Raw genomic sequence first — 26,277 nt, 5'->3', positions numbered from 1 at the left:
TTTGTTCACTTGCTGCCGACTACAACTCCAATTACTTCGGGTTTAAGGGTATTTAGGTGTAAAAAAGCCCGTTCGTGGAAACCAAACGGGCTTTTTATTGATGACTTAAATATGCAGAATTTAAATCGCTTCTTCGTCCTGCTCACCGGTACGAATACGTACCACACGGGAGACATCAAAAACAAAGATTTTACCATCGCCAATTTTACCGGTCTGAGCCGTTTGCATGATGGTTTCTACACAGGTATCCACGATATCGTCAGCAACAACAATCTCGATTTTTACTTTTGGCAGGAAATCCACCATATATTCCGCGCCACGATACAGTTCGGTATGCCCTTTCTGGCGGCCAAAACCTTTTACTTCTGTGACCGTCATGCCCGTGATACCGACTTCAGCCAGCGCCTCACGGACATCATCGAGTTTGAATGGCTTAATAATCGCGTCAATTTTTTTCATGGTGAATCCCTATTTTACCAATTCTTGCGGCCAAAGCCTGATGTAATCGGATAGCGTCTATCTTTGCCAAAGTTGCGGGCGGTAATACGTGGCCCGACAGCTGACTGACGCCGTTTATATTCGTTGATATCGACCAGACGGATGACCTTACGCACAATAGTTTCATCAAAGCCGTCAGCGACCAAATCGGTGACTGACTTATCATGTTCGACGTATCCTTCGAGGATCTCGTCCAAAATATCATAAGGTGGCAGGCTGTCTTCATCTTTCTGATCTGGAGCCAGCTCAGCAGACGGTGGGCGGGTAATGACCCGCTGCGGGATCACGTATGAAACGGTATTACGGTATTCCGACAGTTTAAATACCAGCGTTTTAGGTACATCTTTCAACACATCAAAACCGCCCGCCATATCACCGTACAACGTGGCATAACCTACGGCCATTTCGCTTTTATTACCGGTGGTTAATACAATACTGCGGCGTTTGTTGGACAAGGCCATCAGCACCACACCACGACAGCGCGCCTGAAGATTCTCTTCGGTGGTATCGCGCGCGGTGCCAGCAAACATCGGCGACAATTGGCTCATAAAGGCATCAAACATCGGTTCGATGGAGAGCACATCGAACTCAATTCCCAGAATTTCAGCCTCTTCTTTGGCATCCGCGATACTGATATCAGCGGTGTAACGGAACGGCATCATCAAGGCCTGAACCTTATCTTTACCCAGCGCATCCACGGCAATCGCCAGTGTCAGTGCCGAGTCAATCCCGCCGGACAAGCCTAGCACCGCGCCATTAAAACCATTTTTAGTCACGTAATCACGCACCGCCAACACCAGCGCTTCGTAAACCTGCGCCAATGGGGGCAACTCAGCCACCGGTGCCGTCATTGGCACTACTTCACACCCATTGAACTGCAATAAGGTGGTTTGCTCAGCAAATGCCGCCAGACGATGGGTCATATTACCGGCAGCATCGAATACTTTGGAACAGCCATCGAAAATCAGTTCATCCTGCCCGCCTATCTGGTTGAGATACACCAATGGCAAGCCGGTACGCTGGCAGTGAGCGGCCATTAGCGTTTTGCGGATATAGGGTTTTTCGCGGTTATACGGCGAGGCATTGATCGACAATACAATTTCAGCCCCCGCAGCTTTAACCGCATCAACCGGGCCATCGAACCATAAATCTTCACAAATCAGCAGCCCCAGGCGATAACCTTTCAGCTCAACCACGCAGCTTTTGTCACCCGCTGAGAAATAGCGTTTTTCGTCGAAAACACCGTAGTTAGGCAGTTGCTGTTTAAAGTAACGCCCCAGCAATTTGCCTTCGGCAAACAGGGACAAGGCATTATACAGCTTGCCCGCTTCACGCCACGGGTGCCCTACCAATACGGCAGTGTGCTGGGTTGCTGCCTGCAAACGATCCAACTGCGTTTTACAACGTTGATAGAAATCATCACGATACAGCAGATCTTCGGGCGGATAACCGGACAAAGCCAGCTCGGAGAACATCACCAGGTCAGCTCCGGCCTTCTGCTGCTCATGTAAGGTTTGCAACATACGTTCAGTGTTGCCTTCGATATCGCCGACTAGCCAATTTAGCTGGGCTAACGCAATGGAAAGTTTTCTGCTCATGGGATTTAAACTCGGTTATCAGTGTGCCTGTAGCTAACATTTTATTGATAAATAATATATATACCCTAAATAATTCGAGTTGCAGGAAGGCGGCAAACGAGAGAGTCCCGATGAGTTGACGCCAGTCAATGATTCGGGTGAACGAAAGCAGCCAACGCACATGCAGCTTGAAGTATGACGGGTATAAATTATTCTTTAAAATCATTGGCATCTAGCTCATGACGTGACAGCAATTTATAAAATTCAGTGCGGTTACGCCCCGCCATCCTGGCAGCCTGAGTCACATTGCCTTTAGTGATTTGTAGCAGTTTACGCAGATAATTCAATTCGAATTGATTGCGCGCCTCGACAAAGGTCGGTAATGCGGTGTTCTCGCCTTCCAATGCCTGTTCCACCAGCGCTTCACTGATAACCGGCGCAGAGGTCAATGCCACACATTGTTCAATCACGTTGACCAGTTGGCGGACATTACCCGGCCAACTGGCGGTCATAAGCCGCTTCATGGCATCGGTTGAGAAGCTACGCACAAATGGCTTATGGCGTTTGGCTGATTCACGCAACAGATGGTTGGCCAACAGCGGAATATCTTCCGAGCGCTCATGCAGCGCCGGAATTTTCAAATTGACCACATTTAAACGGTAGTAGAGATCTTCGCGGAATTCATTTTTCGCCATTGCTTTAGGCAAATCACGGTGAGTCGCCGAAATGATCCGTACATCAATACTCAAATCGCGGTTGCTACCCAATGGACGCACTTTGCGCTCCTGTAGCACTCGCAGTAATTTTACTTGTAATGACAACGGCATATCGCCGATTTCATCTAAAAATAGCGTGCCACCTTCTGCTGCCTGGAATAACCCTTCACGGCTACTGACTGCGCCGGTAAACGCACCCTTGGCATGGCCGAAGAGTTCGGACTCCAATAACTGCTCTGGTAATGCACCGCAGTTGATCGCAATAAACGCTTTTTTCGCTCGCGGGCTGGCAGCATGAATGGCTTGCGCCAAGACCTCTTTACCGGTACCACTTTGGCCGTTAATCAGCACGCTGACATCAGATTGCGCCACCATTTTTGCCTGTTCAAGCAAGCGCAACATTACCGGGCTGCGGGTAACAATCGATTCACGCCAGCTATCATCACCGGCAGGAATGGAAAGTTCCAATGCCGCATCAATAGCCTTATATAAAGCATCGCGATCAACCGGTTTGGTTAGGAAGCTAAACACCCCCTGCTGGGTTGCCGCAACCGCATCAGGTATCGAGCCGTGGGCCGTCAGAATAATCACTGGCATCCCCGGCTGATGTTTCTGAATCTCGACGAACAGCGCCATGCCATCCATTTCATCCATGCGCAAGTCACTGATAACCAAATCTATCTTTTCACGCGTTAGCAGACGCAGAGCTTCCTGGCCACTCTCAGCCGTGGTGATATTAAATCCTTCACTGGTTAGACGCATCCCCAAAAGCTTAAGTAAACTTGGGTCATCATCAACCAGCAGTAGATTGGCCGGTTTGCGTGGTGTCATGAGTGTCCTTATTGGAGGCAGGTGGAACATCCGTTGGTGTCACCGCAGGCGGTGTATAAGTATCTGCCGGTTTTGCTAGTGCAGGTGCTGCGGGCTGATTGCCAGAGGGCACCACCGTTTGCGCGGGTTTAACCTCTGCGGGCGTGCTTTCAGTCGGTTTAGCCTCTAATGGCTTAACCTCCACAGGCTTAGCTTCTGCTGGTTTTGCAGGTTCTGCTTTTGGCTGAGGTTTGACTTCCACCGGTTTTGGCACAGCGACTTTGTTATCAGCATCGGCTTCCGGAATTTCATTTTGCAACTGCTTGCGTGATGAAAGCTGCCGTTCAATATCGGTCAGGTTTTCCAGCTTACGGGTAGTATCCAATAAGTTATATTGCAGCCGGGTCTGGCTTTCGCGCAGGCGATCAATTTGGGCGTCAGATTCATCTTGCAGCCGCTGATAGCGTATGCGCTCCTCTGCCAGCGAGATACGCAATACCTGCGGCTCGCGCCACAACTGAATCAGTTGGCGCACCGCGCCTGGAAAGCTTTGGCTGTAACTATTTAGCCGCTCAACCACCTGACGCCGCTCTGACAGCGACGGATCAGCGCTGCTGACCAGAATGCCCTGTTTAAACGCAGCAGACCAGGTCATAACAGGCAATGTTTTCGCTAAAGCCCGAGCTTGAGTTGAACCCAGACGCTCGGCACAATCCATCGCTCGTAGCCAATAAAGGGAGTTCTCCAGCGTCTCTTTATCATCCAGCCCCCACAAGACATCGCAAGAGAGGGTTCGATAATCAACGATTTTCGTTTCCGGTATCACCATCTGAACCGCTTGTGAAAAGCGGCTGCCGTTAGGCTTATCGGTACACCCGGTGAGTAATAGTGGGGCCAGCAATAACGCTCGCCAAAAAATACCCGAACCGAGTCGACCCACCAGCTTATTGGCTCTGGTTGATGTCTGGTATGACAAAGAGACGGTCTTTTTAATAACGCAGCTCATAGACCAGTTGTACATTATTTATTCATTCTCAGCGGTTAATGGCAATTCTACACGGAAGCAAACTGCGGCATAATCCACGGTAACCAATTGTAAGTCACCCTGCATACGTCTGATGCAGTCCTGAGCTATACTCAGCCCCAATCCGCTGCCTTTGACGGCCCCTTTTCGCTGATGGCTCCCTTGGAAAAAAGGCTCAAATATCATTGTTTCTTCTGATTGCGGGATAGGTACCCCGGTATTCGCAATATCAATTTGCACCCGATTATTCACCTCACGGCTGCGAATCCAAATGGTACCGGATTCCTCGCCATAGTGCACCGCATTGGAGTAGAGATTATCTAATACCCGCATCAATAATGTCGGTTCTGCCCAACAAATGTCTGCGTGCAAGTCAGTCTCGGTACGAATCATCTTGGCCCGGGCCGGTAAACTGTGTGCAGCAATCACATCTTCAACCATTTCAACCAGCTCTACATTCTCAAGCTCACCGGGGCCATCGGCCAATTTACGGTTATAATCGAGCAACTGTTCAATCAACAATTGCAGATGGCGGCTGCTATTATCAAGGATAGCCACCACTTCTTTTTGATCTGAAGTTAATGGCCCGGCAACCTCATCGGCCAGTAACTCGGTGCCCTCACGCATACTGGCCAACGGCGTTTTTAGCTCATGGGAGATATGGCGTAAAAACTCGTGACGCTGTGATTCAAGCCAGGCCAAACGTTCACTAAGCCAGATGATGCGCTGTGCCAGTGAACGTAACTCACGCGGCCCTTTAAACAGTGCCGTATTCCCCAAGGGCCGCCCTTCCCCTAACCGGTTAATCATTCGTTCAATTCCCTTAACCGGGCCGATAATCATTCGGGTGAATAGCACTACCAACATGACACTGACCAAAAACAGCAACAGTGACTGCCAGCCAAAGAATTGCCCACGTTCAGCGATATCTTTTTGCAGTTGTTGCCCACGAGAGAAAATCACATCGCGCGTGGCCTGCACCATTTCGGCATTCGATCGAGAAAACTTCTCCAGCAAAGCAGAGGCATTCTGTTCCGGCCCACTATTTTTACATTGAATATCAGAAAGTTGCATTAGCAGCTCACGTAACGTCTGATAGTAACGGGCATCAGGCAGGATTGTTGCATGTGTATCAAGCATTTGCGCATACTGTTTACGCTGTTGCTGGTAGAGCTTCGCCAGGGTTGCATCATCCAGAACACAATATTGGCGATAGCTGCGCTCCATTTCAAGCGCCACACTGGTCATGGCCTCACTGCGCCGGGCATCTGCCAACGTGGTGCGATTAATATTGGCCGCCTGGGTGCTGAGATGGTCAAGGCTCTGATAAGCTTGATAAGCCAGCACCAATAAGGGCAACAGCACTAACAGAAATGCCATGAGCACTAATTGACGTAAAGAACGGGGGAATAAACGCCATCTTTTCAACGAAATCATCTCATTACCTATCATTCTGTTGTGATGCTAACTGACTTTGCCAGGATTACAATGCCTGTCCCTCAATTAACATGATCTAACCAGAGCTGAGATAAAAAAAGCACTTGGCTTTGAGCAAAGTGCTTTTAATTAATGTGGCTTGTCCATTATCGTCAGAATCATCATCAGGCCTGTTTTTATCATTAATTGCAGTAAAAATAGAGAGTTTAGCTTGTCTTTGACCATAATATACCCTAAATAATTCGAGTTCAGGAAGGTGGCAAGTGAGAGACGAATCGGTCGCAGAGCGATTTGAACAGCATTTATGTTAGCCCGCAGGGTGAGCCTCAAAGAGGCTCATTAATCCCGATGAGCATGAATAAGTGATTCGGGTGACCAATCTGCCGGGAGCAGATTTGAACGCTGCTCGCAGCAGCCTCAACGAGATGAGGCCGATGGATGGGCCGAGTAACGAACGCAGCCAACGCACATGCAGCTTGGAGTATGACGGTATAGATGTGACAACGGGGCAATAAATTGCCCCGTCACAGAATATTTGGATGCCCTTAAATATCGTCTCCAGTTTGATGAAGCCGAAGCAATCATCGGGAGGATGAGACGAATAGCATCCAGACATGTCCAAAGTTGATGAACAGTTCATCACCGCAGGACATAGGCGGCACCTAACTCAACGTGTCGTCCGATGTTTGATAATGTGCATTCACACGATATCGATTTGGTTGGACGATAGGTACCAGTCTTTGGCATCATTCGGTGGCTTATGAAGCGCATATTCCGCCTAAACGCGGGACTATCATAAAGAGTTGAATGAGCAACTGAGGATAACAATGCAGATAACGTGCCAAGTTTTTGATATCAATCATAACAAACTGATTTTAATCACAAATTTACTTTACGAACAAATAACCTCCACCTAATCCTTTATCAAGTCGGTAGGGTTATCGTTGTTTTGTCGCTAATTCCCGACACCTAATGACACATATAATAAAATACATATAAATCATTACGTTAAATGTCTCCTTTTTGAGACAATCTCTATCCCCGTTGTCGCACTTTACCGACACTTTAAATAAAAACCAGTAAAATCAAAAAGTTAAAATTATAACCATGCCACCTTTTATCCATTTACCCCTCTCAACACATCACTGCATAGCGATGTCGTTGAAATCATTATCACGCCATAAATTATGAGATTTCATCATTATTACAAATAAGTCATGCTGATTCTTGTCCTCGGCTCCCCATGAGAAACCACCAAAGTGCGAGTAAAACCTATGACATTAAATTATTTCACTTTTGAAGCTAACGGATAGTGACCAACGGTACGTTAAAAATATATCGAGGTTAATATGAGGAAAATAAATAAAACACTCATCGCAGCAATACTGATTTTCTTAATGAATATCCAGAGTATACCTGCTGCAAAAAATCTATTATCAATACCGCCAAGCCATGTGCCACAAAGGGTACAAAAGATAGATTATATCCACACCCCGGAAAGTGCCAACCCGCCTCAATTTGAAGTGAGCAACCTGCAATATAGCTATCGGCTGACCAATGGCGAGAGCTATATTTCTTTCACCCTAAACTCAACTGAACTTGTCAGTTATTATGTTCATGTAATAAATGATGAAAACATTATTTACCATGAAGTCTCTGGATTCAGTAATCATTCTTCCAAAAACATCGCCTTAGATCTGGAAAATATGATAGCCGGAGATTATGTTTTGGTGATAGAAGTTTATAACAATGAAAAAGTATCAACGAGAAAGACTTATCCTCTCATATTCAAATAATAGCTAAAATTGCATGTAAAAAGGGGGTGCTAACCGATACCCCCTATCACACTCAAAAACTCATAATGGCGGGTGTATATTAAGAACCTAAGCAACGACAGACGATTCCAACCCTGCTCTTTCAGATGTTTCGCATAGCTGAATCACCCACGAACAGGATGATTCAAACTCTTGCAAATATAATCATACAACCGTTGAGTATCCTCCAATGAACACAGGCGAGTGCCCAGATTCAGTGTCGCAGCACTACCGGCTGCAACGCCAAAACGGACTATATCCAGCAGATCTGCGCCATTTGCCAGTTTCAGTGTCATCGCACCAACCATGCTGTCCCCAGCGCCAACGGTACTCATTTTTTTCACCGGCGGAGGCACTATTTGTACACAATTATCACGATCGACGGCCAGCGCCCCCTGTGGCCCAAGCGATACCACGACCCGCTCAGCAGCACCGCGTTTGACCAACTCCATAGCAGCACTGCGTACATCATCGGGGTGCTCCAATGCCCGCCCGATAAGAGTCGATAGCTCGTTTTGATTAGGTTTTACCAATGCCAGCCCGCCCAAATCCAAGCTGGCTTTTAATGCATCGCCTGAACTATCAATAATACATTGCAGTCCCATCGCTTGAGCCTGCCGAACCAGGTGAGTTAATTTCTCAATAGCCGTACCTGGCGGCAAGCTGCCACTGATTACCAGAATCGATCCTGAGGGGATGTTGCATACTTGCAGCACCAGCAGATCAAACTCGTCATCACTGAGTCGTGCCCCTGGCATAACAAAACGATATTGTTCACCACTATTGTTTACGTGGACATGCATGTTCTGTCGTGTCCAATCTTGCGTTTTCAGCGTTTCTGTATGAATACCTTCTCTATCAAGCAATTCTTTCAGGTATTCTCCGGTCGGGCCGCCAATAGGAAAAATTGCATTTGCTTGCCCCCCCAGATAGACAACCGCGCGTGCGACATTAATTCCTCCCCCTCCGGGTTCAAAAATAGGTGCCGTACAGCGTAGCTTTCCTTCAGGGTAGATTTTAGGAGTCGTCGTCGCACTGTCTAACGAAGGGGATAAGGTTAATGTGAAAATCTGAGTCATGATAATACAACCTTCCTTTTTGGCTTTTACTGCGCAGATTCGGCGCGTAAAATAGAAATTGTGTATTGGTAACGTACTGAAAATGGCGGTAACGGTAACCAAAAATTCTAAATACTTATCGTAACCGCAGTAAATACAATGACTACTCTGAGTAAAGCACATAACTCAGTGTTTTGCTGTATTAAGGTACAAGTTGGTGAGTCAGTTTTTTGGTTTTAAAATCCGCTTAAAAGGACAAAAATCACATCAGAAACCTATTTGTAACCCGGTCTTTTTATTCCTGCTATCCCCGCAATAACCCCTTCCCTTTCCATATTTATTAATAGAATTATCCGCAAAACGGTTAATAAATTATGTAGGGTATTTATCAAGTCATTCGGATGATAAGTAGTGTTAAAGAAAACAGCAGTATCTGCACTGTCTATTCATTTGAGAGTGGAAATTTATTTCAGTGCGTGACGTAAATAAAAAAGGAGCATCAATTGATGCCCCTCCTTCATACTCAAAACCAATCAATTTACCCTAATTGCTTGCGCGCATTACGGAACATGCGCATCCACGGGCTATCCTCGCCCCACTCTTCTGGATGCCATGAGTTACTGACAGTACGGAAGACGCGCTCAGGGTGCGGCATCATTACCGTAGCTCGTCCACTGGCACTGGTGACCGCCGTAATACCGTTAGCGGAACCATTCGGGTTAGCTGGGTACTGATCTGTGACCACACCGTAGTTATTGACAAAGCGCAGCGCCACCAGATTGTTCTGCTCCAATGTCGCCAGATGTGCAGCATCACGCACTTCAACCCGCCCTTCACCATGTGAAACCGCAATTGGCATCCGTGAACCAATCATATCCTGCATAAACAGTGATGGGTTGTTTGCCACTTCAACCAAACTGAAACGCGCTTCAAAGCGGTCTGACAGGTTACGGACAAAGCGTGGCCAGTGCTCAGCACCCGGAATAAGCTCGCGCAGATTAGACATCATCTGGCAGCCATTACAAACACCCAACGCCAGTGTTTCAGGGCGATGGAAGAAAGCGTTGAACTCATCACGCACACGGTCGTTGAACAAAATGGATTTCGCCCAACCTTCGCCCGCACCCAACACGTCACCGTAGGAGAAACCGCCGCAAGCCACCAGCGTTTGGAAGGATTGCAAATCAGTGCGCCCTGCCAGCAAGTCGCTCATATGTACATCAACCGCATCAAAACCAGCGCGGTGGAAGGCAGCAGCCATCTCAACGTGGGAGTTCACCCCTTGCTCACGCAGCACTGCCACTTTTGGCCGAACCTGCTTGATAATATAAGGTGCGGCAATGTCTTGTGACGGGTCAAAGGTCAGTTTCACATTTAAGCCAGGATCGCGTTCATCCTGTTTCGCCTGATGCTCTTGATCGGCACAATCCGGGTTATCGCGCAGACGCTGCATCTGCCAAGTGGTTTCAGCCCACCACAAGCGCAGGGTACTGCGTTTTTCGCTGTATATCGCCTCAGTGCCACTGCGGATATCAAAGACATCACCTTCAACAGCGTGGCCCAGATAGTGAACGCAATTTGCTAAACCGTGGTCGGCCAACAGTTGCTCTACCTCGCCACGCTGCCCGGCACGCACCTGAATGACGGCACCCAACTCTTCGTTGAACAAGGTAGCCAGCGCATCGTTACCCAAAGATTGAATATCGATATCCACACCACAATGGCCGGCAAAAGCCATTTCAGCCAGTGTGACCAACAAGCCGCCGTCAGAGCGGTCGTGATAGGCCAACAGCGACTGACTGGCCACTAAATGTTGCATGGCGTTGAAGAAGCCAGCCAGTTGTTTCACATCCCGCACATCCGCCGGTTTATCCCCTAACTGACGATAAACCTGAGTCAACGCCGTAGCCCCCAGTGCATTGTGGCCCGCGCCCAGATCAATCAGTAACAGCGCGTTATCACCCATATCAGTGCGCAATTGCGGTGTTACGGTATGGCGAACATCTTCAACACGGGCAAAGGCCGTGATCACCAAGGAGAGCGGCGAGGTCATCTCGCGCTGCTCATTACCTTCCTGCCAGCGGGTTTTCATCGACATAGAATCTTTGCCCACTGGAATGGTAATTTCCAGTGCCGGACACAGCTCTTCACCTACCGCACGCACCGCATCATACAAACCGGCATCTTCACCTGGGTGACCTGCGGCAGACATCCAGTTGGCAGACAGTTTAATGCGTTTCAGTTCACCAATTTGGGTGGCCGCGATGTTGGTCAGTGCTTCGCCAACCGCCAGACGAGCAGAGGCAGCAAAGTCCAGCAAGGCGACTGGCGCACGTTCACCCAGCGACATCGCTTCACCATAATAGCTGTCGAGGCTGGCGCTGGTCACCGCACAGTCGGCCACCGGAATTTGCCACGGGCCAACCATCTGGTCACGGGTCACCATACCGGTTACGCTACGGTCGCCAATGGTGATCAGGAAGGTCTTCTCGGCCACCGCAGGCAAATGCATAATCCGCTTAACCGCATCAGCGATACTGATATCAGCCCGTTGCAGCACTTCGCCCTGCGCTTGCAAGCGACTCACGTCACGCAGCATTTTTGGCGTTTTGCCCAGCAGGACATCCAGCGGCATATCGATCGGTTGGTTGTCGAAATGGCGGTCGTTCACCGTCAAATGCTGCTCTTCAGTCGCTTCACCAATGACGGCGTATGGCGCACGCTCGCGGCGGCAAATCTCATCAAACTGCGCCATCTGTGCCGGGGCAATGGCCATGACATAGCGCTCTTGAGATTCGTTACACCACACTTCCAGCGGGCTCATGCCCGGTTCGTCGTTAAGGATGTCGCGCAGTTCAAAGCGCCCACCACGGCCACCATCACTGACCAGTTCCGGCATGGCATTCGATAAACCACCGGCCCCCACATCATGAATAAACAGAATCGGGTTGTGCTCACCCAACTGCCAGCAGCGGTCAATCACTTCCTGACAGCGCCGCTCCATCTCTGGGTTATCGCGCTGTACCGAGGCAAAATCCAAATCTGCATCAGACTGACCGGAGGCCATAGAAGAAGCCGCACCGCCGCCCAAACCGATATTCATCGATGGGCCACCGAGTACCACCAGCTTGGCACCTACGGTAATTTCGCCTTTTTGCACATGATCAGCGCGGATATTACCGATCCCGCCCGCCAACATGATGGGCTTATGGTAGCCACGTAGCTCAGTGCCGTTGTGACTGTTTACGCGCTCTTCATAAGTACGGAAGTAACCCAGCAACGCCGGACGACCAAATTCATTGTTAAATGCCGCGCCGCCCAATGGGCCTTCGGTCATGATATCCAGTGCGGTCACAATGCGGTCTGGCTTACCAAAATTCTCTTCCCACGGCTGCTCAAAGCCCGGAATACGCAGGTTGGAAACCGAGAAACCGACTAAACCGGCTTTTGGTTTAGCACCGCGCCCGGTGGCACCCTCATCACGAATTTCACCACCAGAACCGGTGGCAGCCCCTGGCCACGGTGAAATAGCCGTCGGGTGGTTGTGGGTTTCCACTTTCATCAGGATATGTGCGGCCTCCTGATGAAAACCATACACGCCGTTTTCTGGCGCAGCATAGAAGCGGCCAACCTGAGAACCTTCCATCACCGCTGCATTGTCTTTATAAGCAGACAAGACGTAATCCGGTGTGTGTTCAAAGGTGTTTTTGATCATTTTAAACAGCGTCTTGGCTTGAACTTCGCCATCAATGACCCAATCTGCATTAAAGATTTTATGGCGGCAATGCTCAGAGTTAGCCTGAGCGAACATATAAAGTTCAATATCGGTTGGGTTGCGCCCCAAACCGGTGAAGGCCGCCAGCAGATAGTCTATTTCATCCGGTGCCAGTGCCAGGCCCAATTTACTATTGGCCTGCGCCAGGGCACTGCGGCCCTGCCCGAGAATATCCACCCGTTGTACCGGAGCGGGCTGGTGATGAGAGAATAACTGCGCTACTTGTTGTAAATCGGTAAACACCGTTTCCATCATGCGGTCATGCAGTAAGGCGGCTAATTGTTGCCATTGGCTTTCGTTTAGATTCGGGCCTTGAATATAGAAGGCCAAACCACGTTCCAGACGCAGAACCTGCGGCAATGCACAGTTATGAGCGATATCAGTGGCTTTGGAAGACCACGGAGAGATAGTTCCCGGCCTTGGCGTGATCAGCAGCAAACGCCCTTCTGGCGCATGTTCGGGGAGAGATGGCCCATATTTAAGTAGCCGCTGGAGTCTGGCGTGTTCATCAGCACTCAGTGGTGCGCTAACATCGGCAAAATGAACATATTCAGCGTAGATATCATCTACTGGCAGATGAGCATCCTGGCAGCGGGACAACAGTTTGGTAATACGAAAAGCCGACAAAGCGGGCGAACCACGCAGTATTTCCATAATCTAAGTTTCTCTCTCTTCGAAGTGACGGGAACAGCACTTCATTGGGCGCAGCATTCATTGACGCAAAACAGGGGAAAACGCGCGCTATTATAGTGAATCTATGGCTCCGACGAAACCGTTTGCGTAGCTATTATTAATAATTGCGTTAGAAATTGTCGTTATAGAGAGAATACCAATACTGGATATACCCAAGTGACGTCGAGATACCGGTGGGCGGCAAGGCAGCAAACAAATGATTCGCGTGACAAATCTGCCCAGAGCAGATTTGAACACAGCCAACACGCCTGCAACTTGAAGGGCGATGGGGATAAATAAGCACGCAATAAAGTTGCACACTGACGCTTTGTTGCGCAAAATGCCACTCCACTGGGGATTTAACCATGTTGAATCTAGCTTCCTGCAAGCACAAAAATAGCGCTGCCGAGAGATAACTATTTGACGCGCATAAAATTAAATTACTTTGTCATTGGTCTAGTTGCCTTACTTCTGGCCCTTGCACTGTGGCCCAATATTCCCTGGCGTAATGGCCAGGAGGGGCAACTTGACCAAATAAAAGCCCGTGGCGAGCTGCGAGTAAGTACCATCAGCTCTCCACTGATCTATGCGACCGGAAAGGATGGCCCTTCCGGTCTTGACTATGAGCTGGCAAAACGTTTTGCTGACTATCTGGGGGTTAAGCTGGTTATCACCCCTCGTCATAACATTGATGATTTGTTTGACGCCTTAGATAGCAATGACGCCGACATGCTGGCCGCCGGGCTTATCTATAATAGTGAGCGCCTCAACCGGGCGCGCACCGGCCCTGCCTACTATTCAGTCTCGCAGCAGTTGGTCTACCGGCTGGGAACGCCACGGCCAAAATCATTCAGCGACCTGAAAGGTCAGTTGGTGGTGGCCTCCGGCTCTGCCCACATGACCGCATTGAAACAGCTTAAAGAGAGCAAATACCCTGATCTCAAATGGGGATCATCCGTTGATCGCTCAGGTAAAGAGTTACTGGAGCAGGTCGCGGATGGCAAACTCGACTACACCCTCGGCGATTCGGTAACTATTGCCTTGTTACAGCGCGTCCATCCACAATTGGCGGTGGCTTTTGATGTCACCGATGAAGAACCGGTCACCTGGTATTTCAAGCAAGGAGTAGATGACAGCCTGTATGCCGCGATGCTCGACTTCTATAGTGACATGGTGGAAGACGGTAGTCTGGCGCGGTTGGAAGAAAAATATCTGGGCCATGTGGGTAGCTTTGATTATGTCGACACTAAAACCTTCTTGTCGGCCATCGATAACGTGCTGCCGACTTTCCGGCCACTGTTCAAAAAGCACGCCGGGGAAATTGACTGGCGCTTACTGGCGGCAATTGCCTATCAGGAATCGCACTGGAATCCGCAAGCCACTTCCCCTACCGGTGTACGTGGCCTGATGATGCTGACTCGTGCAACCGCCAGTGGCCTGGGGGTTAAAGACAGAGTTGATCCCGAGGAGAGTATCAAAGGTGGTTCCACATATTTACAGCGTTTGATGAAAAAGATGCCGGAAACCATTCCTGAAGATGAAAAAATCTGGTTCGCACTGGCCGCTTACAACCTCGGTTATGGCCACATGCTGGATGCCCGCCGTCTGACTAAAAATCAAAACGGTAATCCAGATAGTTGGGTTGACGTCAAAATGCGCCTGCCGATGTTAAGTCAGAAGCGCTACTACCCCAGCACCACTTATGGCTATGCTCGCGGTCATGAAGCCTATAATTATGTGGAGAACATCCGCCGTTATCAGGACAGTTTGGTAGGATATTTACAGGAAAAGAGAAGAAAGCAGCGCAAAGTGCCGCGATTGAAGCTGAACTGGGCAAAGCTTATCCGGTCGTCGAGCCAGGTTGGTCAATCAATAATTAGCACTTATCTTTACTTACATCTCGCGCGGTTCAGGGTTTTCCCGCTGCGCGAGTTTCAACGCTTTTTTCTGCGCGCGCCGTTGACGAAAAAAGCACTTAACTGCTGTGAACACTCATCCGCCAGCACACCGGCGCTTATCTCTATCTGATGATTCACCCCAGGATGGCGCAAAATATCCACCAGCGATCCAACAGCACCGGTTTTCAAATCATTGGCACCATACACCAGGCGGCGGATTCGGCTGTGAACCATCGCTCCGGCACACATCACACAAGGCTCTAAGGTCACGTATAAAGTGGCATCCAGCAAGCGATAATTCTGTAGCAATTGCCCACCTTGCCGCAGCGCCATAATTTCCGCATGAGCGGTCGGGTCATTATCGCTAATGGAGCGGTTCCATCCTTCAGCAATCATTTGATTATCCAGTACCAAAACCGCACCTACCGGGACTTCGCCCTCTTCCTGCGCTCGCAGTGCCAGCATCATGGCATACCGCATCCAGTGCTCATCACTGTCTCCACCAGATGAATCACATTCAGAAAACATATTTTTATCAGCAGACACATTAACCTCTCAGATACTTTTGCGGCGTGCATTATACACAGCCAGCGGCAAGCGCTATAACCTCTAATTTCACTATAAGGTAGCTCAGCTCATAATGATCGGTTAATGTTCCGCCAGGATAGAAACATGAGAAGGCAAATACATGAAGCTCAGCAAGAAAAATGCCGCGGTGGTGCGTAAGACCCTGAATGGATGGGCCAGTGAGGGCGTCATTCCTGAAGAAGAGCACCAACGCCTGTTACAAAATATTGATGTTCAGCCTTTTGACTGGCGCAGATTAGCCGGTTACGCCTTCCTTGCCGCACTGGCATCACTGATTATCGCCATTGGCAGCCTGATGGCGGATACGTTCTTGCTCGCCTGGATAAGCCAGTTTTTCCGCTTCGATCCCCCGGTACGGGTCGCAGTCACCGGCGTACTGGCTGCCGCCTTTTATCTGTGGGGCTTTCGTCGCCGTCAGCGCAATCCCAGCAAATTGTACAGTAATGAAGCGGTGCTATTTCTCGGTGTGATAATGACCGCAGCCGCCATCGGCCAGTTGGGTATCTGGCTGGATAATGGCAGTGGCCGTATCTCGCTATTATTGCTGCTCGGCACGGTTATCTACGGCCTGGTGGGCTGGTTTGGCCGATCCCCGTTGGTATGGCTGTTTGCCTTGCTGTCGCTGGGTAATGCCTTCGGGGCAGAAACCGGTTATTTATCCGGTTGGGGCGCTTACTGGCTGGGAATGAGTTACCCAATCCGCTTTATCGCTTTCGGCTTGCTGCTTTGTGCAGCCGCACTGTCACTGCAACCTCAATTAGCGCAACGCCGGTTAGACCGCGTTTCACAAGCTATGGGGCTACTTTACCTGTTTATCGCCTTATGGATATTGTCTATTTTCGGCAATTACGGTGACCTGGACCACTGGTACCAAGTGCGCCAGATAGAGCTACTGCATTGGAGCTTACTGTTTGCCATCGCCGCTGGCGCGGCAATCTGGCTGGGGCTAAAGCAAGATGATGCCATGTTACGTGGCTTTGGCCTGACATTCCTCGCCATCAACTTGTATACCCGCTTCTTTGAGTTCTTCTGGGATGCGATGCCAAAAACTATCTTCTTCCTGCTGCTGGGGGTAAGTTTGTGGCTGCTGGGCCGCCACGCAGAGCGGATCTGGCAGCTCGGTCATCATGACAACGACCTCACTCATTAAGGCCCAAACCGCCGATTAACCAGGTGAATCACAGCCGTTGTTGTTATTCCAATTGCTGTAATTCACCATTTTTACTCACCCGCCAGCGGTGCTCACAGAAATATAGCAACGGGTTATCCTGTTTACTGTCGCTGTAGCCGCTGTAGAGTTTCAGCGGCGCCCCCAGACGTTGCTCCAATTGCACCACTTTTTCCGGCCCAAGGCAGCGCAGCGGTAACACCCATCCGCCATTACGCCGCGCCATGCGGCTGCCGACCAAACGCAAATGGTGGATAAAGGTTGAATCGTGGTAAACCTGCTCCACCAGCCGTTGCGGTGAACCGGTGATTAACCACACTTCAGCCTCATCGCTTGCCAGATATTGACGTAACCGCATCATCACCACTGGAAATGCGGTTACTTGCTGGCGGAATTCATTCACGAAACGCAACTCTAAATCTTTCAGGTGCGCTTCCCGCCGCCCGAAGGTAATGGCCCACAACAGCAGGCTCATCGGCCAGCGGGTGCAGCGCCCACCGACCAATAATCCTAAACCAATAACCGGCAGTACAGGGATTACCAGCAACAAATTCAGTGGCAAATGGCGCAACAGAAAACGCAAAAAACTGCCAAACATATCCTGCTGGTGCAGCGTGCCGTCTAAATCAAAAAAGACAATCCGTTTGGCACGCTCTGATTGCGGTTTAGCTTGCTCAACGCTCAAAAATCACTCCTCAGGATCATTGAATCCCATAAGCCAGGTGAATATAAAACCTGCCAGTATGGTGACAATCATCGCCACTAAATACAACATCACTTTGCCTGTGATAATAGTCAGCGCAAGTGGCAAACCCGAAATACCAAAGGTAATGACTGTCGCCACTTTCCAATAACTGATTAGCGCCCCGCCCACCGCACCGCCTAAACACGCGGCAATAAACGGTTTACCCAGCGGCAGCGTCACACCAAAAATCAGTGGCTCACCGATACCTAATACCCCGACGGGTAATGCCCCTTTAATCACCTTCCTCAAGCGGCTATTACGGGTTTTCATTAATACGGCCAATGCCGCGCCAATCTGCCCAACACCTGCCATCGCCAGTATTGGTAGCAACGGGTTAGATCCATGTGCCTGAACCAACTCCACATGAATAGGTACCAGCCCTTGATGCAAGCCGGTCAATACCAATGGCAGGAAGAGGCCGGATAGCAACGCCCCAACCAGTAACCCACCGTGATCAATGGCCAGATTGACACCGTGGGTAATCCCATCGGAGATATAGCCCCCCAGAGGCTGCAAAATTACAATTGCCAGTGAAGCGGTTATCAAGGTGGTCAGCAATGGGTTAACAATAAGCTCGATGGACTCTGGCAAGCGCTGGCGTAGCCATTTCTCCAGCCAGCACATCAGCACCACCACCAACAAGACGGCAATGACACCGCCGCGCCCCGGCTGCAATGCCTCGCCGGATAAGGTAATTTGCGCCAATGCCGGGCTGGTCAGAATGCCGGCCATCACTCCGCCCATCGCCGGTGAGCCACCGAAGACTTTCGCCGCATTCACCCCCACCAGAATATTCATAATAGCAAACACAGCGCTACCGAAGATGGCGAGCAGGCCTAGCAGATTTGGATACTGCAATGCCAAATCACCGGAGATATCAGGTCGTTTCAGTAAGTTAACTATCCCCATAATCAAACCTGAAGCAATAAATGCGGGGATAATTGGGATGAATATATTAGCCACTTGCCTCAAGGCTGCGCTCATAGGGGCTGCATATTTGGCTTTGGCCTGCGCCTTATTACGGCTGATATCATCCTGAGCAACCACGGTGTCCGCTGCCCGATTCCCTATCAGGGAACGCATACTATCAACCACTTTTGATGCTGCTCCAGGGCCGACAATCAGCTGATGCTGGTCACCCTGCTTGATGTAACCCTTCACCCCTGTTAGCTGTTTTAGCGCGGCTAAATCGGGCAATTGTTCATCTTTCACCACAATACGCACCCGCGTCATGCAGTTTTCAAGTTTGAGAATATTTCCCTCACCGCCAATCCCTGCAAGTATTTGTGTTGCCAATAGTGTTGACTTATCCATAGCCGTTCCCCTGAGTGTAAGCCTTACAGCGCTGCGCGTAAGTAACCATTATGCTGCTGCAAACTCTGACGGGCCTGTTCAGCGCTGATCCCTTTCAGAATCATCAGAATGGCCGGTTTAACTTCATATTCTGTTTGCGCCAAGGCGTGCTCGGCATCAGCACGGCTGGCACCCGTGGCTTCAACCACAATACGGCAAGCGCGATCGACCAACTTTACATTGGTCGCTTTCACATCCACCATCAGGTTCTGGTAGACCTTGCCCAGCTTGACCATCGCTCCGGTGGATAACATGTTGAGTACCAATTTCTGCGCCGTACCCGACTTCATCCGGGTCGAACCGGTCAGTGCCTCTGGCCCCACAACGGGCGAAATCGCCACCTGCGCTTCCTGCGCGATAGGGGAATCTGGATTACAGGAAATGGCGGCTGTCGGGCAACCTAGCGCGCGGGCATAACGTAAAGCACCGATCACATAAGGCGTGCGTCCTGAGGCGGCCAACCCGACCACCATATCGGTTGCCGTAAGTTGTAAATCTTGCAAATCCTTTGCACCAAGAGCCATATCATCCTCAGCACCTTCAACCGCTTTCAGTAACGCACCGGGGCCACCGGCGATCAGGCCAATCACCATGCCATGCGGTACACCAAAAGTCGGCGGGCACTCAGAGGCATCTAACACCCCCAGCCGCCCGCTGGTTCCTGCCCCCAAATAAATCAGTCGCCCGCCCTGTTTTAATGCCTCAGCCGTCAGATCAACCGCCTGAGCAATCGCCGGTAAAACCAAACGAATGGCTTCGGGTACTTTGCGATCCTCATCGTTAATGCAGGTCAGCATTGCCAGTGTAGAGAGTTTGTCCAGCGCCATTGTTGCCGGGTTACGGCTTTCAGAAACTAACGTGCCCAGATTCATGATATGTCCTCTTTGAATTTTTAATTCACAATTATATTTTTATAATTGAATATAATATTCATTAAAGCGAATGTTTTCTTGCGCCATTCATTGAATGATCACAAAAAAAGGATGTTATGCTCCGTTACTGGCGCTTTATCTTGATTTTTACCGATATCATTATGTTCTTCCCGCACTCAGGAACTGATTTATGAGCAGTCTTCTTCGCATTCGCCAGATCTACCCTACGCTGGCACAAAATGACCGTAAGCTGGCCGACTTCCTACTGTCCAACCCTGAGCAGGCGCGGCACCTTAGTTCACAAAAGTTGGCGCAACAGACCGGTGTCAGCCAATCAGCCGTAGTCAAATTCGCCCAGAAGTTAGGTTATAAAGGCTTTCCAGCGCTAAAACTGGCTCTGAGTGAAATTGTGGCCTCGCCACCTCAGGCGGTCACACTGCATAACCAGATCCTAAGTACCGATAGCTTAAAAACGGTGGGCGAAAAATTACTCAGTGAAAAAACTGCCGCATTACGCGCCACGCTGGATATCAATAGTGAACAACGTCTTACACAGGCGTTAGAGATGCTGCGTACCGCGCGAAAGGTGATTTTGATTGGTATTGGTGCTTCTGGTTTGGTGGCCAAAGACCTGGCTTATAAGTTACTGAAAATTGGCGTGGTCGCCGTATCGGAAACAGATATGCATGTACAACTGGCGGTGGTGCAGGCGTTGAATGTGCAAGATTTAGTGTTAGCCATCTCATTTAGTGGCGAGCGCCGCGAGGTAAATCTGGCAGCGGAAGAGGCACAGCGCCGTGGTGCCAAGGTATTGGCTCTCACCAGTTTTTCCCCCAATAACCTACAACAGCGGGCAGACCACTGCTTATATACTATCTCAGAAGAGCCGGTGATTCGCAGTGCCGCTATCTCGTCCAGCACGGCACAATATGCGCTGACCGATCTACTATTTATGGCGATGATTCAGCAAGACCTTGAAAGTGCGCAGGCAAATATTAAGCACAGTGCAGCGTTGGTGAAAAGACTGGTCTAAGGGCACCAGAGAGGTATAATCCTCCGCTGTTGAGCATCCCCCAAGCGAAGGTAAGAGGAATCATGGCTCTGTTGATCACTCGTAAATGTATCAATTGCGACATGTGCGAGCCGGAATGCCCGAACAAGGCAATTTCTATGGGTGCAGACATTTATGAGATTGACCCGATGCGCTGTACCGAATGTGTCGGCCATTACGAAACGCCAACCTGTCAGTTGGTCTGCCCTATTGATAATACTATTGCTATCGATCCAGCCTGGGTTGAGAGCAACGAGCAGCTATGGGATAAATTTGTCCAACTGCATCATGCCGACCGATTATAATCCCCCGCGATAATCGTTTTGATACCAACAGCTTATACCGGCGCACCGTAAAAAGGGCGGCATTGCCATGCACGCCCCGATATCCTGTCATCACAACTTGCGGCCAATACTGGCCCTAGCTTTCAATAATCACCGTGGCGCAGGCATAACGCCGTTCATCGGCTAGCGTCACATGGAGGGATTTGACCCCCAGCTCCGCCGCTAATTCGGCTGCCCGCTGATGCAAACGCAGTGTCGGTTTGCCCAGCGCATCGTTAACCACTTCAAATTGATTAAAGGCCAATCCGTTGCGAATACCAGTACCAAATGCCTTGGCAGCCGCTTCTTTGACCGCAAAGCGCTTGGCCAGAAAACGGATTGGCTGCTGGTGCTGCTGATAATGCTGTAATTCCGCAGGACTGAGGATACGTTGTGCCAGCCTTTCACCGGTGCGCTCCACTACCGCCTCAATCCTTGATATTTCAACAATATCAGTACCTAACCCGAGAATAGCCATTAACGACGCGCTTCCCGCATCAACACTTTCATATCACTAACCGCCGCCGCAAGACCGGTCATTACCGCCTGACCAATGATTGCATGACCAATATTTAGCTCATGCATTTCCGGCAAGGCGGCTATGGGTTGCACATTATGGTAAGTCAGACCATGACCCGCATTCACTTTTAAACCTTTGCTGGCAGCATAGATCGCCGCTTGCGCTATCCGTGCGAGTTCAGCCTTGCGAACCAAATCTGAGGCGGCATCGGCATAAGCACCCGTGTGGATTTCGATGTAAGGTGCTCCGACCGCAACAGCGGCATCAATTTGGCGCATATCAGCATCGATAAACAGCGAAACCAGAATGCCCGCCTTGGATAACCGGCTGATCGCAATAGTCATTTTATCGATCTGACCGGCAACATCCAACCCACCTTCGGTAGTCACTTCCTGGCGTTTTCCGGCACCAAACAGCAAAAATGCGGTTGTAGTTCACACGCAATATCAACCATCTCGTCGGTAACCGCCATTTCCAGATTCATGCGAGTCTGAATAGTTTGACGCAGGATCTTCACATCCCGATCAGTGATATGGCGGCGATCTTCCCGTAAATGCACGGTAATACCGTCAGCTCCGGCTTGTTCAGCGATGAATGCAGCCTGAACAGGATCAGGGTAAATGGTTCCGCGTGCATTTCGTAGTGTCGCGATGTGATCAATATTAACGCCCAGCAACAAATCAGCCATGACAGCCCTCCGGATATGGATGCATCTTTAATAGGTTAATAAGCATGTAAATAGACATGCCATCAAATGCGTTACTATTGCGCAGTTTACACCGAGTGAGCTGGCAGCGGATAGGTCACAGCGTAGGAAAGTTGATACCGGCGGTTTAAAAAAGCGAGGCTGAACGTTATGGCACAGGGTCGGCTGGAGGCTTGATCACAAATTGGCGAAATAATTCACGACTTTTGAGTGGCTTCCCCCCCAAATAAGGCTTGAGGGCAATACGGGTGAAACGTTTGGCAGCACGCAGCGTCTCCGCATCGGGAAACTCACGGTTAGCCAGAGCCAATAATTGACGGCCGGTAAAACTGTAGTGATCGACCACCAGACTGGCGATAAAGCCTTTCTCCTCACGATAACGATACGTCATGGTATCCGCCACCGCTTCACCACTGCCCGCACAATGGAGGAAATCCACGCCATAACCCAGATGCGCCAGTATCGCCAATTCAAACTGACGTAGAGCATATTCAGGCGATCCATCGCTGCCAGCCAGTGCTTGCAGGCAATGCAGATAGTCAAAAAATAGCGCGGAGTAATTGGTTTGATGTTCTAACACGCGAGAGAGCAGCTCATTGACATATAAGCCGCTGTACAACATAGAACCTGTCAATGGGAGAGCCAAAGATACCGGTTCAGCACTGCGTAATGTTTTGACTTCACCACGCCCAGCCCAACGGACTAACAGTGGTGTAAAAGGCTGCAAGCAGCCTTTTAAGTTGGAGCGACGACCTCGCGCACCTTTTGCCAATACCCGGATACGGCCTTCCCCTTCAGTGAATAAATCCAGCATCAGGCTGGTTTCACTGTAAGGTCGCCCATGCAGGACAAATGCGCGTTGCCACCCCTCCATTGGCGACACTTATTTCAGGTCGTCAGTATAGCCTAAGCTGCGCAATGCACGTTCGTCATCTGCCCAGCCTGATTTCACTTTAACCCACAGCTCAAGATGCACTTTCGCTTCGAACATTTGTTCCATGTCGTGGCGGGCTTCAATACCGATGGTTTTGATTTTTGAACCTTTGTTGCCGATGACCATTTTCTTCTGGCCTTCGCGCTCAACCAAAATCAGGCCGTGGATATTATAACCACCGCGCTCATTAGGGACAAACTGCTCAATTTCCACCGTCACCGAGTAAGGCAACTCCTCACCCAGGAAACGCATCAGCTTTTCACGAATGATTTCTGACGCCATAAAACGCTGGGAACGGTCAGTGATGTAATCTTCTGGGAAGTGATGACCCGCTTCCGGCATATGCTTGCGCACGATGCTGGCAATGGTATCCACATTCATCCCTTTCTCAGCAGAGATAGGCACGACATCAAGGAAATTCATCTGCTGGCTTAAGAACTGGATATGCGGCAACAGCTTGGTTTTGTCTGTAACGTTATCCACTTTATTAATGGCTAATAAAACTGGGCATTCTAAACTGCGCAGCTTATTCACCACCATTTCGTCGTCGGCAGTCCAATTGGTGCCTTCGACCACAAAAATCACTAATTCCACATCACCAATGGAGCTGCTTGCCGCGCGATTCATCAATCGGTTAATCGCACGTTTTTCGTCAATATGCAGCCCTGGGGTATCAACGTAAATGGCCTGATATGGCCCTTCAGTATGGATACCCATAATACGGTGACGTGTGGTTTGCGGTTTACGCGAGGTGATGGAGATTTTCTGCCCCAGCAACTCATTTAGCAACGTAGATTTGCCCACATTAGGACGACCTACAATTGCAATAAAGCCACAATACGTTTTTTCTACTTCGCTCATTCAAGCTCCAACTGTTTCAGCGCTTGTTCCGCTGCCGCCTGCTCAGCTTTACGGCGACTTGAGCCGGTACCTACTACCGGTTCATTCAAGCCACTCACCTGGCAGTGGATAGTAAATTCCTGGTCATGTGCTTCTCCGCGAACCTGCACAACCAGATAAGAGGGTAATGGCAGATGACGGCCCTGCAAGTATTCTTGTAGGCGCGTTTTTGGGTCTTTCTGCTTATCACCAGGGCTGATTTCTTCTAATCGACTGTGATACCAGGCGAGAATCAGCCGTTCAATGGTATGAATATCGCTGTCTAAGAATATACCGCCGATTAACGCTTCGACGGTATCAGCCAGTATTGACTCACGGCGGAAACCACCACTTTTCAACTCACCCGGCCCAAGGCGCAAACATTCGCCAAGATCAAACTCTCGGGCCATTTCAGCAAGGGTATTCCCTCTGACCAAGGTAGCCCGCATCCGGCTCATATCCCCTTCATCAACCCGGGGGAAGCGGTGATACAGCTCATTGGCGATAACAAAACTTAATATAGAGTCACCCAGGAACTCCAAACGCTCATTGTGTTTGCTACTGGCGCTACGATGAGTCAGTGCTTGCAGTAAGAGTTCCTGCTGTTGAAAAGTGTAGCCCAGCTTCCGCTGTAGCCTGTTTATTACGATGGGGTTCATGAGTTACCAATAGATCAAGAATGCGTCAAAAACTACAGCACACGGAACAGGTCTGACCACCAAATCATCAAGACAAAACTGTTTCGTTTGCAGTGGCTCCCATCAGGGAGCCAACTTTTTATCGCTCGAAAGCTTATTCTACAACGAGTGGAAATATAATGCTGCGTTTTAATGCCCCAGCTTACTTGGGTATAGCCTATATTAATGAACTCCACCAATACGACTTAAACGCACTCCCGTTGGCCATTCACCTTCTTGCTTTTCAAAACTCATCCAGATAGCCGTGGCTTTACCCACCAGATTACGCTCAGGCACAAAACCCCAGAAACGGCTGTCTGCGCTATTGTCCCGATTGTCACCCATCATAAAGTAGTGGCCTTGCGGTACAACCCAAACCCCTAACGGCTGATTAGGTTGCTGATAATAAGCACCAACCGGATCCTGACGGCCCGGAACAGTCAAAATATGGTGTGCAACAGGCCCAAGGCTCTCGGTGCGCTCGCGCAGACGAACACCACCATCAGGTACCGCTTCATTGGTTGGGATCTGGAAGAACCCGGCCGAAGCCTCACCATTACCGCTATAGCGGAATGTCTGCACAAAATCACTTGGCTCAGACGTGCTGTAAGTAATCGCCAGCGCGCTGTCACAAGAGGTTCCGCTATTGCACGACGGCTGAACCGTTACTTCTTTGCTAATAGGATTATAACTCACCCTATCACCCGGTAACCCCACGACACGTTTGATATAGTCCAAACGCGGATCCAGTGGATATTTAAAAACAGCAATATCACCGCGTTTCGGATGACCAGTCGGAATCAATGTCGTCTGTGTTATGGGATCTTTAATCCCATAAGCAAACTTCTCAACCAGAATGAAATCACCAATCAGCATGGTAGGCATCATCGAGCCAGAAGGGATCTGGAACGGTTCGTAAATAAACGAACGCACGATAAATACCAAAGCTAATACCGGGAAGACTGAAGCACATGTCTCAATCCAACCCGGTTGCTTTGCCGCTTGCGCTAAAGTCTTGTTATCGACAGCATTGCCAGCTTTAGCTTGAATTTCCGCAGTTTGCGTGTGAATAGCCGCAATTTTTGCCTGACGGGCTGGTGCCCATCTAAACCGCTCAAAGCACCAGATAATCCCCGTCACCAGCGTTGCTAACGCCAAAATTAAGGCAAACATATTAGCCAT

19 protein-coding genes and 3 pseudogenes are annotated in these 26,277 nt (G+C 49.7%); 5 read left to right on the top strand and 17 right to left on the bottom strand.

Annotation, left to right across the window (positions count from 1 at the left end; genetic code table 11):
* Window positions 1–120 precede the first annotated feature (120 nt).
* The 5 genes from glnB to YALDO0001_RS13795 form a co-directional block, all read right to left on the bottom strand.
* Window positions 121–459, bottom strand: a complete 339-nt coding sequence (gene glnB, locus YALDO0001_RS13815) for a nitrogen regulatory protein P-II (protein ID WP_004704019.1) — start codon at window positions 457–459, stop codon at window positions 121–123.
* 14 nt (window positions 460–473) lie between these two features.
* On the bottom strand, window positions 474–2,096 hold the full coding sequence (locus YALDO0001_RS13810; protein WP_004704018.1) for an NAD+ synthase: 1,623 nt from the start codon (window positions 2,094–2,096) through the stop codon (window positions 474–476).
* 188 nt (window positions 2,097–2,284) lie between these two features.
* Window positions 2,285–3,622: a two-component system response regulator GlrR gene (gene glrR / locus YALDO0001_RS13805; protein WP_042840080.1), complete on the bottom strand. Its 1,338-nt coding sequence runs from the start codon at window positions 3,620–3,622 to the stop codon at window positions 2,285–2,287.
* Entirely contained in the window at window positions 3,585–4,607 is a 1,023-nt protein-coding gene (qseG, locus tag YALDO0001_RS13800) for a two-component system QseEF-associated lipoprotein QseG (RefSeq protein ID WP_004704016.1), read from the bottom strand. The genes glrR and qseG overlap by 38 nt, the downstream gene beginning before the upstream one ends.
* An 18-nt stretch (window positions 4,608–4,625) precedes the next feature.
* Window positions 4,626–6,062 (bottom strand): sensor histidine kinase, encoded by a 1,437-nt coding sequence (locus YALDO0001_RS13795; RefSeq protein WP_042840078.1) that lies wholly within the window; start codon window positions 6,060–6,062, stop codon window positions 4,626–4,628.
* A gap of 1,349 nt (window positions 6,063–7,411) precedes the next feature.
* Here YALDO0001_RS13795 and YALDO0001_RS13790 point away from each other — a divergent pair.
* Window positions 7,412–7,858 (top strand): hypothetical protein, encoded by a 447-nt coding sequence (locus YALDO0001_RS13790; RefSeq protein ID WP_004704013.1) that lies wholly within the window; start codon window positions 7,412–7,414, stop codon window positions 7,856–7,858.
* Between the two features lie 143 nt (window positions 7,859–8,001).
* Here YALDO0001_RS13790 and pfkB read toward each other — a convergent pair whose 3' ends face one another.
* Both pfkB and purL read right to left on the bottom strand, forming a co-directional pair.
* A complete protein-coding gene (gene pfkB / locus YALDO0001_RS13785) occupies window positions 8,002–8,955 on the bottom strand; it encodes a 6-phosphofructokinase II (RefSeq protein ID WP_004704012.1) in 954 nt (317 codons plus the stop codon).
* Between the two features lie 517 nt (window positions 8,956–9,472).
* A complete protein-coding gene (gene purL / locus YALDO0001_RS13780; protein WP_004704011.1) occupies window positions 9,473–13,363 on the bottom strand; it encodes a phosphoribosylformylglycinamidine synthase in 3,891 nt (1,296 codons plus the stop codon).
* Window positions 13,364–13,801: 438 nt separating this feature from the next.
* On the opposite strand from purL, the pseudogene mltF reads away from it, so the two are divergent.
* Window positions 13,802–15,261, top strand: a pseudogene (mltF, locus tag YALDO0001_RS13775) (membrane-bound lytic murein transglycosylase MltF).
* 13 nt (window positions 15,262–15,274) lie between these two features.
* Here the strand turns inward: mltF and tadA are convergent.
* Window positions 15,275–15,807 (bottom strand): annotated as a pseudogene (gene tadA, locus YALDO0001_RS13770) (tRNA adenosine(34) deaminase TadA).
* Between the two features lie 160 nt (window positions 15,808–15,967).
* On the opposite strand from tadA, the gene YALDO0001_RS13765 reads away from it, so the two are divergent.
* On the top strand, window positions 15,968–17,017 hold the full coding sequence (locus tag YALDO0001_RS13765; RefSeq protein WP_004704008.1) for a hypothetical protein: 1,050 nt from the start codon (window positions 15,968–15,970) through the stop codon (window positions 17,015–17,017).
* Between the two features lie 43 nt (window positions 17,018–17,060).
* Here the strand turns inward: YALDO0001_RS13765 and yfhb are convergent, their stop codons facing one another.
* The 3 genes from yfhb to murQ are packed head-to-tail and all read right to left on the bottom strand — an operon-like array spanning window position 17,061 to window position 20,005.
* The gene (gene yfhb, locus YALDO0001_RS13760) at window positions 17,061–17,720 is read right to left on the bottom strand and encodes a phosphatidylglycerophosphatase C (RefSeq protein WP_004704007.1); all 660 of its coding nucleotides are present in this window, start codon (window positions 17,718–17,720) and stop codon (window positions 17,061–17,063) included.
* Between the two features lie 3 nt (window positions 17,721–17,723).
* A complete protein-coding gene (locus tag YALDO0001_RS13755) occupies window positions 17,724–19,094 on the bottom strand; it encodes a PTS transporter subunit EIIC (protein WP_004704006.1) in 1,371 nt (456 codons plus the stop codon).
* Between the two features lie 23 nt (window positions 19,095–19,117).
* A complete protein-coding gene (gene murQ / locus YALDO0001_RS13750) occupies window positions 19,118–20,005 on the bottom strand; it encodes an N-acetylmuramic acid 6-phosphate etherase (RefSeq protein WP_004704005.1) in 888 nt (295 codons plus the stop codon).
* Window positions 20,006–20,195: 190 nt separating this feature from the next.
* Between murQ and YALDO0001_RS13745 the strand changes: the two genes are divergently transcribed.
* Together YALDO0001_RS13745 and YALDO0001_RS13740 are read left to right on the top strand one after the other, a co-directional pair.
* A complete protein-coding gene (locus tag YALDO0001_RS13745; RefSeq protein WP_004704004.1) occupies window positions 20,196–21,038 on the top strand; it encodes a MurR/RpiR family transcriptional regulator in 843 nt (280 codons plus the stop codon).
* Window positions 21,039–21,100: 62 nt separating this feature from the next.
* Window positions 21,101–21,361: a YfhL family 4Fe-4S dicluster ferredoxin gene (locus YALDO0001_RS13740; protein WP_042548016.1), complete on the top strand. Its 261-nt coding sequence runs from the start codon at window positions 21,101–21,103 to the stop codon at window positions 21,359–21,361.
* 115 nt (window positions 21,362–21,476) lie between these two features.
* Here the strand turns inward: YALDO0001_RS13740 and acpS are convergent, their stop codons facing one another.
* The 6 genes and pseudogenes from acpS to lepB all read right to left on the bottom strand — a co-directional run bounded on the left by acpS (window position 21,477) and on the right by lepB (window position 26,277).
* On the bottom strand, window positions 21,477–21,857 hold the full coding sequence (gene acpS / locus YALDO0001_RS13735) for a holo-ACP synthase (protein WP_042548015.1): 381 nt from the start codon (window positions 21,855–21,857) through the stop codon (window positions 21,477–21,479).
* Window positions 21,857–22,587, bottom strand: a pseudogene (gene pdxJ, locus YALDO0001_RS13730) (pyridoxine 5'-phosphate synthase). Before pdxJ ends, acpS begins: the two are co-directional and overlap by 1 nt.
* A 166-nt stretch (window positions 22,588–22,753) precedes the next feature.
* A complete protein-coding gene (gene recO / locus YALDO0001_RS13725; protein ID WP_042548013.1) occupies window positions 22,754–23,479 on the bottom strand; it encodes a DNA repair protein RecO in 726 nt (241 codons plus the stop codon).
* Between the two features lie 9 nt (window positions 23,480–23,488).
* Window positions 23,489–24,400: a GTPase Era gene (era, locus tag YALDO0001_RS13720; protein ID WP_042548012.1), complete on the bottom strand. Its 912-nt coding sequence runs from the start codon at window positions 24,398–24,400 to the stop codon at window positions 23,489–23,491.
* Complete coding sequence (rnc, locus tag YALDO0001_RS13715) at window positions 24,397–25,077, bottom strand: ribonuclease III (RefSeq protein ID WP_004703998.1); 681 nt, start codon at window positions 25,075–25,077, stop codon at window positions 24,397–24,399. Before rnc ends, era begins: the two co-directional genes overlap by 4 nt.
* A 201-nt stretch (window positions 25,078–25,278) precedes the next feature.
* Window positions 25,279–26,277 (bottom strand): signal peptidase I, encoded by a 999-nt coding sequence (gene lepB / locus YALDO0001_RS13710; RefSeq protein WP_004703997.1) that lies wholly within the window; start codon window positions 26,275–26,277, stop codon window positions 25,279–25,281.

Source organism: Yersinia aldovae ATCC 35236 (assembly GCF_000173735.1).
GTDB lineage: Bacteria > Pseudomonadota > Gammaproteobacteria > Enterobacterales > Enterobacteriaceae > Yersinia > Yersinia aldovae.
The sequence above is the reverse complement of the archived record's forward strand: the minus strand, read 5'-3'. Positions and strand labels throughout refer to the sequence as shown.